This is a genomic window from Planktotalea sp. (assembly GCF_049680325.1).
Classification (GTDB): domain Bacteria; phylum Pseudomonadota; class Alphaproteobacteria; order Rhodobacterales; family Rhodobacteraceae; genus Planktotalea.
In genome coordinates this window covers 1-9438 of the sequence record NZ_JBAUHO010000330.1, presented here as the reverse complement: position 1 = coordinate 9438, position 9438 = coordinate 1, and the positions used below count along the sequence as shown (strand labels likewise).

At 55.6% G+C, this 9438-nt stretch carries 10 protein-coding genes and 1 pseudogene; 9 read left to right on the top strand and 2 right to left on the bottom strand.

Annotation, left to right across the window (positions count from 1 at the left end; translation table 11 throughout):
• From WBC85_RS14765 to WBC85_RS14755, 3 genes are all read left to right on the top strand, one after another.
• On the top strand, window positions 1-354 hold a 354-nt coding region (locus tag WBC85_RS14765; protein WP_424438865.1), incomplete at its 5' end, for a tripartite tricarboxylate transporter permease.
• A 6-nt stretch (window positions 355-360) separates the two neighbouring features.
• Window positions 361-1845, top strand: a complete 1485-nt coding sequence (locus WBC85_RS14760; RefSeq protein ID WP_424438862.1) for an aldehyde dehydrogenase — start codon at window positions 361-363, stop codon at window positions 1843-1845.
• An 11-nt stretch (window positions 1846-1856) separates the two neighbouring features.
• Complete coding sequence (locus tag WBC85_RS14755) at window positions 1857-3089, top strand: Tm-1-like ATP-binding domain-containing protein (protein ID WP_424438859.1); 1233 nt, start codon at window positions 1857-1859, stop codon at window positions 3087-3089.
• On the opposite strand, the gene WBC85_RS14750 is transcribed toward WBC85_RS14755, so the two are convergent.
• Window positions 3079-3447: a MarR family transcriptional regulator gene (locus WBC85_RS14750; protein ID WP_424438856.1), complete on the bottom strand. Its 369-nt coding sequence runs from the start codon at window positions 3445-3447 to the stop codon at window positions 3079-3081. The genes WBC85_RS14755 and WBC85_RS14750 overlap by 11 nt on opposite strands.
• 190 nt (window positions 3448-3637) lie before the next feature.
• On the opposite strand from WBC85_RS14750, the gene WBC85_RS14745 reads away from it, so the two are divergent.
• The 6 genes from WBC85_RS14745 to WBC85_RS14720 all read left to right on the top strand — a co-directional run bounded on the left by WBC85_RS14745 (window position 3638) and on the right by WBC85_RS14720 (window position 9096).
• Entirely contained in the window at window positions 3638-4027 is a 390-nt protein-coding gene (locus WBC85_RS14745) for a 5-carboxymethyl-2-hydroxymuconate Delta-isomerase (RefSeq protein WP_424438853.1), read from the top strand.
• On the top strand, window positions 4024-5535 hold the full coding sequence (hpaE, locus tag WBC85_RS14740) for a 5-carboxymethyl-2-hydroxymuconate semialdehyde dehydrogenase (protein WP_424438850.1): 1512 nt from the start codon (window positions 4024-4026) through the stop codon (window positions 5533-5535). The genes WBC85_RS14745 and hpaE overlap by 4 nt, the downstream gene beginning before the upstream one ends.
• Before the next feature lie 127 nt (window positions 5536-5662).
• The gene (gene hpaD / locus WBC85_RS14735; protein ID WP_424438847.1) at window positions 5663-6646 is read left to right on the top strand and encodes a 3,4-dihydroxyphenylacetate 2,3-dioxygenase; all 984 of its coding nucleotides are present in this window, start codon (window positions 5663-5665) and stop codon (window positions 6644-6646) included.
• Between the two features lie 8 nt (window positions 6647-6654).
• Window positions 6655-7512, top strand: coding sequence for a fumarylacetoacetate hydrolase family protein (locus WBC85_RS14730; RefSeq protein ID WP_424438868.1), 858 nt, complete (start codon window positions 6655-6657; stop codon window positions 7510-7512).
• Window positions 7509-8309, top strand: coding sequence for a 2-oxo-hept-4-ene-1,7-dioate hydratase (gene hpaH / locus WBC85_RS14725; protein ID WP_424438844.1), 801 nt, complete (start codon window positions 7509-7511; stop codon window positions 8307-8309). The genes WBC85_RS14730 and hpaH overlap by 4 nt, the downstream gene beginning before the upstream one ends.
• A gap of 10 nt (window positions 8310-8319) precedes the next feature.
• Window positions 8320-9096 (top strand): aldolase/citrate lyase family protein, encoded by a 777-nt coding sequence (locus tag WBC85_RS14720; RefSeq protein WP_424438841.1) that lies wholly within the window; start codon window positions 8320-8322, stop codon window positions 9094-9096.
• A gap of 214 nt (window positions 9097-9310) precedes the next feature.
• Here WBC85_RS14720 and WBC85_RS14715 read toward each other — a convergent pair.
• A pseudogene (locus WBC85_RS14715) lies at window positions 9311-9438 on the bottom strand (IS30 family transposase); the annotation flags it as partial.

Genomic DNA, 9438 nt, shown 5'->3' with positions numbered 1-9438 from the left:
GGTATGTTGATCCTGATCCTGTCTTTCGTCGGGGTTTATTCGCTACGCAACTCCTTGACGGATTGCATGCTGGCGGCGGGTTTTGGCGTGTTCGGGTTGATCCTGAAACGGTTGAACTTGCCGATTGTGCCGATCATTCTTGGCATGGTCTTGGGCGGGATTATGGAAGTCAAATTGCGCTCTGCAATGCCGCGCCTGAAAACGCCGTTAGATATGATTGACCGCCCGATTTCCTTTATTCTTTTTGTGATGATCGTTTTGGTGATCGCGCTGCATATTCGTACGTTGATAAAAGAATACCGCGCGCATTTGCCGGATGAGGATCACAATCTCCACGATAGCCAAATGAGGTAACCCCCGATGGATCAAAGCACAATAAACGCGCTCAGGGCGCAGGTCGTTCCACAGCGTTTGCATGTGATTGATGGCAAGGATGTGCCTGCCTCTGACGGCGGTCTGATGGATGTGATTTCGCCTATCGACGGCACTGTTTTGACGCAGATGGCGAAAGGAACGGCGGCGGATATGGAGGCTGCTATCGCCGCGGCGCGCGCGGCGTTTGAAGATGGGCGATGGGCGGGTCAGCCACCTGCGGCGCGCAAAAAGGTGCTGCACAAATGGGCCGACCTGATCGAGGCGCATGCGCTGGAACTGGCTGTTCTGGGTGTACGCGACAACGGCACAGAGATCGGGATGGCGATCAAGGCTGAACCCGGTTCTGCGGCTGGAACGATCCGCTATTACGCCGAAGCGCTTGATAAGATCTATGGCGAGATCGCTCCGACCTCTTCGGATGTGTTGGCAATGATCCACAAAGAACCTGTGGGCGTTGTCGGTGCGATCATCCCTTGGAACTTTCCCTTGATGATTGGCGCATGGAAATTGGGGCCAGCGCTTGCGATGGGCAACTCAGTGGTGTTGAAACCTGCGGAAACAGCTTCTTTGTCGTTGATGCGCATGGTCGAACTGGCCCACGAAGCTGGCCTGCCAAGCGGGGTTCTAAACGCGGTTACCGGCGAAGGCGCAGTTGTGGGCGAGGCAATGGGCCTTTCTATGGATGTAGACGTACTGGTCTTCACAGGTTCTGGCGCAACGGGTCGCCGCTTGATGGAATACTCCGCACGTTCGAATATGAAACGGGTTTACCTGGAGCTGGGCGGGAAATCCCCGAATGTAGTTTTCGCAGATGCGCCTAATCTGGAAGAGGCGGCCATGGTCGCCGCTGGCGCGATTTTCCGCAATGCAGGTCAGGTCTGCGTTGCTGCTTCGCGCCTTTTGGTCGAAGCGAGCATTCACGATGAATTTGTAGCGGCGGTTGCGAAGAATGCTGAGGCCCTGCGCGTTGGCGATCCGCTTGATTTGCAAACTGCCATTGGTGCTGTGAATTCGGAGCGGCAGCTGACCCAGAACCTTGGCTTTGTCCAAAGCGCGCAGGACGAAGGCGGTCAGATCATTACCGGCGGTGCGCGTGTATTGGCCGAAACAGGCGGCTTTTACATGGCCCCGACGGTTGTGACGGGTGTGACGCCCGACGCGCGGCTAGCCCAGCAAGAGGTCTTTGGCCCTGTCCTTGGCGTCACTGCGTTTGAAAGCGAAGAGGAAGCGGTGCGCATCGCCAATTCTACTGTTTACGGGCTCGCTGGCGCTGTTTGGACGTCCAATCTTGGCCGCGCACATCGCATGGTGCGCGCAGTCCGGGCAGGGGTTGTACATGTGAACACATATGGAGGTGCGGATGGCACGGTGCCGCTTGGCGGGCATGGGCAATCTGGCAATGGCCATGACAAATCGTTGCATGCACTAGAGAAGTACATCAATCTCAAGACCGCCTGGATCAAACTGTAAGGGTACGCGCCATGAGTGACAAAACCATCCTCGTTATCGGCACCTATGACACAAAGGACGATGAGCTGGGCTTTCTTAGCGGCGTGATCCGCGATCAGGGTGGGAACGTGCTAAGCATGGATGTTTCCGTGCTGGGCGATCCGTCGCAACCAACGGCTTATTCCAAACATGACGTTGCGCAGGAGGGGGGTAGTTCGATTGAAGCGGCGATTGCGTCGGGCGATGAAAACCACGCGATGCAAATCATGGCTAAAGGGGCGAGCCTTTTGGCAGCGCGGCTTTACACCGAAGGCAAGTTCGACGGGATGATCGTACTTGGTGGAACGATGGGCACCGATCTTGCGCTTGATGTCGCCTCTGCTTTGCCACTTGGCGTGCCGAAGTACATCGTTTCTACTGTTTCATTCTCACCGCTTATTCCAGCGGAGCGGTTGGCCGCGGATACGCAGATGATCCTTTGGGCGGGCGGCCTTTATGGCCTGAATTCGGTCTGTAAAGCCTCGCTTAGTCAAGCGGCAGGGGCGGTGCTGGGTGCAGCACGCGCGGTGCAAAAGCCTGATCCGGGCAAGCCGCTTGTCGGAATGATGTCCCTTGGCACATCAGCATTGAAATATGTGATTCCGCTGAAACCCGCGCTGGAAGAACGCGGTTATGAGGTTGCAGTATTTCATGCCACTGGAATGGGCGGGCGGGCGTTTGAGAGCCTTGCGGGGCAGGGCGCCTTTGCCTGTGTGATGGACTTTTGCACGCAGGAACTTGGCAATCATATTCATGGCTCGAATATTTCGGCCGGGGCTGATCGTTTGACCAATGCAGGGCAAAGTGGCACGCCCCAGATCGTGGCACCGGGCTGTTATGATCTGGTGGACATCGTCGGTTGGCAGCCGATCCCTGACAAATGGGCGGACCATCCAAGCCATGCGCATAACCGCTTGCTCACCTCGATTGTACTGAACAATGACGAACGCCGCGCGGTTGCGCGCGCGCATTCGCAACAACTGGCGAAATCCAAAGGAGTTGTTGCGATGATCCTGCCGCAGCATGGCCTTGGTGAGTGGGATCGCGAGGGCGCAGATCTGCATGACAAAGAAGGGCTGTCCGCGTTCATGGGCGAGCTGGATGCTTCGTTGCCTGCGCATGTCGTAGCGCATCGCTTGGGTTGCCATATCAATGACGCCGAGTTTGCCAAAAAGGCGCTGGAGATTTTTGATGACTGGCGTGCGGCGGGCGTTGTTACAGGCTAGCCTGAGGATCCAGCATTGCGAGTAGGTCGAGCAGCTGTTCGTAGTTGTCTTCGCCCAACGAGACCTTGAAATCAGCTACGATGCGCGCGGCATGATCTGTGCGCTCGTCGATGATCCTTTGGCCCGCGGCGGTGATCTCGATAAACTGACGGCGCCTGTCAATTTCGTCGCGAGTCTGGGTAATCAACCCTTTGTCACGCAGGGTTGCGGCGATGCGTGTCAGACTGGGGAACAAAAGGCTGGAGCGATCCGCAAGCGTTTTCGTATCAAGCTTGCCATGTTCTGCCAGCACTCGAAGGACGCGCCATTGCTGTTCTGTAATCCCCGTTTCCGAAAGCATGTCGCGGATCGGGGCCATCACTCCTTCTCGTGCGCGAATCAACGCAATGGGCAATGAGCGAGACGTGGAGGGGAGCTTACTGGTCATACGTGCGATCTTTTTGGGGTTAGTTATGGATATCGGTTTGCTACTCTGCTGCCAAGACGGTCTTGACAACGCAAGGTACCTTTATTTAACTTGATAACAATTAACATGTTAAGGAAATGACGTGCCGCATTTTCACATTGACTATTCAGCCAACCTAGAAGAGGCCGTGGATTTCGCCGCGCTATGTGAAACGATCCGTGCCTGCGCTGCCCAGATTGATGCCTTTCCGATGGCGGGCATTCGTGTGCGCGCGACGCGCGTTGACCATGTCGCGATTGCGGATGGCGATCCAAAACATGGCTTTGTTGACCTGTCCGTGCGCATTCGCGAAGGCCGCGCGGACGCGGTAAAAGAAGACGCCATCGCGCGGGTTTTTGCGGCGCTGAAGGCGTTTATGGCACCGGCGATGGAAACCCGTTCTATCGCGCTATCTGCTGAATTGCGGGACATCAACGCCGCACTTTCCCCGAAGTACGGAAATATTCGCGACCACCTGGAGGACTCCGCATGAGCGCGCTTGAAACCAATATCACCAAACTGAACGGCTTTCTCGAACGTTTTCAGGACACCGGCATTTTGAACCGAATTGCGGGTCAGGATGTGGTGGGCAGCGGCGGCACATTTGAGAATACGTCGCCGGTTGATAAATCGGTGATCTGCAATGTTGCCCATGGCACAGCTGCGGACATAGACGCGGCGGCGCATGCAGCGTCCGAAGCTTTCGCCGAATGGCGTGATATGCCAGCCCTTGAGCGCAAGAAAATCCTGATCCGCGTCGCCGAAGGGATTGAAGCGCGGGCCGAAGAGATCGCGCTTTGCGAGTGCTGGGACACGGGCCAGACCTACAAATTCATGTCCAAAGCCGCCCTACGCGGCGCCGAGAACTTCCGCTATTTTGCGGATCAAGTTGTACAGGCGCGCGACGGGCAACATCTGCAATCGGCGACGTTGATGAACATCACGACGCGCAAGCCAATCGGTCCTGTTGGCGTTATTACCCCGTGGAACACCCCTTTTATGCTTTCCACTTGGAAGATCGCGCCGGCCTTGGCGGCGGGTTGTACCGTGGTTCACAAGCCTGCCGAGGCGTCGCCGTTGACAGCGCGTTTACTTGTGGAGATTGCCGAAGAAGCTGGTCTGCCGCCTGGTGTTTTGAATACAGTCAACGGTTTTGGCGAGGGCGCAGGCAAGGCGTTATGCGAGCATCCCAAAATAAAGGCGATTGCCTTTGTTGGCGAAAGCCGCACAGGCAGTTTGATTACCAAACAAGGCGCGGATACCTTGAAGCGCAATCATTTGGAATTGGGCGGCAAGAACCCTGTTATAGTCTTTGATGACGCCGATCTAGAGCGCGCTTTGGATGCGGTGATCTTTATGATTTACTCGATCAATGGCGAACGCTGCACGTCCTCTTCGCGTCTGTTGGTACAGGACACAATCCGGGAGGAATTCGAGGCCAAGCTTGTTGAGCGCGTCAACAGTATCAAAGTGGGGCATCCCCTTGATCCAGCGACAGAGATCGGACCGCTGGTCACACAAGAACATTACAACAAGGTCACCTCTTATTTCGAGATTGCAAAAGAGGACGGCGCTACGGTTGCCGCGGGCGGTGTTAAGATCGGGGATGAGGGATATTTCGTGCGCCCGACGCTGTTTACAAATGCCAACAATCAAATGCGTATCGCGCAGGAAGAGATCTTTGGCCCTGTTTTGACCTCGATCCCATTCAGCACCGAAGAAGAAGCGCTGCAAATTGCCAATGATATCGATTACGGATTGACGGGGTATCTGTGGACCAACGATTTGACCCGCGCGCTCCGGTTTACTGATAAGCTGGAAGCGGGGATGATCTGGGTGAATTCCGAAAATGTGCGCCATCTGCCCACGCCCTTTGGCGGGGTCAAAGCCAGCGGCATTGGCCGCGACGGCGGTGATTGGAGTTTCGAATTCTATATGGAACAGAAACACATCGGCTTTGCTACAGGCCAGCACAAGATCACCCGTTTGGGTGCGAGTTGAAATGAGCAGGCTGCGCCTGCACAGGATGAGCCTGACCAAAGGGTCAGGCAGGAGGGGCGCTGCCCCGTCGCCCGATGGGCGACTCCCCGAGGTATTTATGGACCAGAGAAGACAAGGAAATTGAAACATGCCAGTGCCAGCACCTAATCTTTATCCCGATTTCAACACGATCCGCCTGTCGCATACATGTTTGAATGTTGCGGATCTTGCCGCGTCAAAGAAGTTCTACACCCAGATTTTGGGCCTACAGGTTACCGATGAAAGCGCCACGCATGTCTATCTGCGCGCAATGGAAGAGCGCGGACATCATTGCATCATTCTTCAAAAGTCAGATGTGCCGGGCACCGTCGAAGTCATGGGTTTCAAGACCTATGATGAGGATGATCTGGACAAGGCCGAGGCATATTTCAAATCAAAGGGATGCCCAACGTCTTGGGTCGATCGCCCGTATCAGGGGCGCACTTTGTTGACCTCTGATAACATCGGTATTCCGCTGGAATTCTATCACAAGATGGATCGTTTAGAGCCAATCCATCAGAAATACGCGCTTTATCGCGGCGTGAAGCCGCTGCGTATCGATCACTTCAACTGTTTCTCGCCTGACGTGGATGCCTCGGTCGCATTCTATTCCGATTTCGGATTTCGCGTCACGGAGTATACCGAGGATGAGGAGAGCAAAAAGCTTTGGGCGGCGTGGATGCATCGCAAGGGCGGGGTGCACGATATGGCCTTCACCAATGGTAGCGGGCCGCGCATGCATCATGTCGCCTTTTGGGTGCCAACCCCGCTGAATATCATTGATCTGCTCGATCTGATGTCGACAACGGGTTATGTGGGCAACATCGAGCGCGGTCCCGGACGGCATGGTATCTCCAACGCCTTTTTCCTTTATGTGCTTGATCCTGACGGGCATCGTATCGAGATTTATTGCTCTGATTATCAAACGGTTGACCCTGATCTGGAACCGATAAAGTGGGATCTGAAAGATCCACAGCGCCAGACGCTTTGGGGCGCCGCTGCGCCGCGTAGCTGGTTCGAGCATGGCACCAAATTTGTTGGCACAGAGCCGCGCGAGTCCGAGCTGGCAGCAAGCCCGATTATTGCACCGTGAGGGACATGATGAAGTTTTCCACATATACGAGCGGCGGTGAAACGTTCTATGGCGCTGCCACAGACGATGGCATGATTGCGCTGAATGATGTGTTTGCGCAGTGGCCTACTTTGCTTGATGTGATCGAAGCAGGCGCCTTGGATCAATTGAGCACAGCAGCAAAGGGTAAGGCGGTCACGCATACGGATTTCGAATTTGAAATGGTGCTCCCGAATGCGCGCCGTATTCTTTGTGTCGGGGTCAATTTTCCCGATCGCAATGCGGAATACAAGGACGGCACCACAGAGGCACCGAAATACATGTCGCTGTTTCCGCGTTTTGCCAGTGGTTTCACAGGTCATAACCGCCCGCTGATCCGCCCGCCTGAAAACGAAACTCTCGATTATGAGGGCGAGGTTGCGATTGTCATCGGCAAGGCAGGGCGGCGCATTTCGCAGGCAGATGCCTACGGTCACATCGCGGCCATCACCATCTGCAACGAGGGTACGATCCGTGACTGGGTGCGCCATGCGAAGTTTAACGTCACGCAGGGCAAGAACTGGGATCGCTCCGCTGCGATTGGTCCCTGGATTGTGCCGTTCACGGATGCCAAGCAACTTGACGATGCGCGCATCATTACGCGGGTGAATGGCGAAGTGCGGCAAGATGATGTGCTGAGCCGGATGATGCATCCTATCCGGCGCGAGATTGAATATATCTCGACGTTTATGACGCTTCAGCCCGGCGACATTATCGTGACTGGCACGCCCACTGGCGCAGGCGCGCGCTTTGATCCGCCGCGTTATCTGAAGCCGGGCGATGTGGTCGAGGTCGAAGTGAACGGTATTGGCGCACTGCGCAATACCGTTGAGGACGAAGTGCTATGACGCCTCAGGATCACGCCCAAGCGGCGGCGGATTTGCTTGCGGCAGAAGCTGCGGGTGAGCAGATCGGATTGCTATCCTTGCGCCATCCCGAAATGGGGATGGATGATGCTTATGCTGTGCAGAACGCGATCTACCGTGCCAAGCTGGCGGCAGGGCAAAAGGTCATTGGCTGGAAGATCGGTCTGACCTCGAAAGCGATGCAATATGCGCTGAACATAGACATTCCCGACAGCGGGATTCTGTTTGATGATATGCTGTTCGAGCACGGGGCTACTGTGCCAAAGGGGCGCTTTATCCAGCCGCGGATCGAGGCGGAGATTGCTTTCGTGATGAAAGCGCCTATCGGCGGCGCGGACGTTACGCGTGAGCAGGTTCTTGCGGCGACGGATTATGTTGCGCCGTCGATCGAAATCCTTGACACGCGTATTCTGCGTGTTGACCCAGCGAGCGGGAAAACGCGCATTATCTTTGATACGATCAGCGACAATGCCGCAAATGCGGGCATTGTGCTGGGCGCTGAAAAGCACGCAATTGACGCGTTTGATCTGCGCTGGGTCGGGGCGATCACGTCGCGCAATGGAGCGGTTGAAGAAACGGGTCTTGGGGCGGGCGTGTTGAACGATCCTGTCGAAAGCGTTGTCTGGCTGGCTCGCCGCATGGCGCAGTACGGGCAGAGTATTGAACCTGGACAGGTTATTCTGTCTGGTAGTTTTATTCGGCCTGTCGAATGCCCTGGTGGCAGCGACATTCATGCAGACTTTGGCGCCTTCGGTTGCGTCGATATTTCTTTCGCTTAGGGAGACATCCATGCCCGCACCGCATAATCCGTTCAAAGCCGCCATCAAGAATGGCGAGTTGCAAGTTGGCTGTTGGATGGGTCTTGCCGATCCGTATCTGGCCGAGATCAGTGCCAGTGCAGGTTTTGACTGGGTTTGCGTTGACGGGGAGCATTCGCCGAATGATCTGCGCTCGATCATGGCGCAATTGCAGGTTCTGAAGGGCAGTGGGACGCATGGTATGGTGCGCCCGCCCATTGGCGAAACCTGGCTAATCAAACAATACCTTGATGCAGGCGCACAAAGCCTTTTGATCCCTATGGTCGAAAGCGCTCGCCAAGCACAGGAACTTGTCGATGCGGTCACATATCCGCCCCACGGGGTGCGCGGTGTTGGCTCTGCTCTTGCACGGGCTTCCGATTTTTCGGGCATTGCGGATTATCTGACTACGGCACGCGATGAAATTTGTTTGATTGTCCAAGTCGAGAACCGCAAGGGCATGGCGGCGCTGGATGAAATCCTTGCTGTCGAGGGTATTGACGGTGTGTTCATTGGCCCGGCTGATCTTGCTGCCGACATGGGCTTTATCGGGCAGGCGGGCGCGCCGGAAGTCAAAGCCACTGTGCTTGATGCGATGAAGCGTATTACCGCAGCTGGAAAGGCCGCAGGTATCCTTACACTTGATCCCGAATTGCAGGCTCAATGCCGCGCGCTTGGCGCGACGTTTATTGCAACGGATATCGACGTGACGCTTTTCGCGCGCAACATGCGTGCCTCTGCCAAATCGGCGCGTGAGCGACTGGGTTAGGTTTGTCCTGCCAATTTCTGCCCTGCTTTGTCGCTTAACGAATTCGCGGTGTATGCCTAACCGATCCTTACAAGGTTGCCACAAGTGGTAGTTGATCTATCGGTGCGCGCCACTTTATATAGAGCCATCTAAGGAGTGTCGGTATCGTGGGTTGGTTGCTAAAAGCGATCGTGTTTGTAGGCGCGATAGGGGCAGTGGTTTTGCCGACCTTCGGGCCGAATTGGACGCGATCCCCAATTGCTTCAGGGCGGTGTTTGATAGCCAATTCATCAAGGAATTTACGCCCATGATGCTTACGCATACCGCGTGGTCTGCGGTTGCGCCGATGTCGGGGTAAATGCT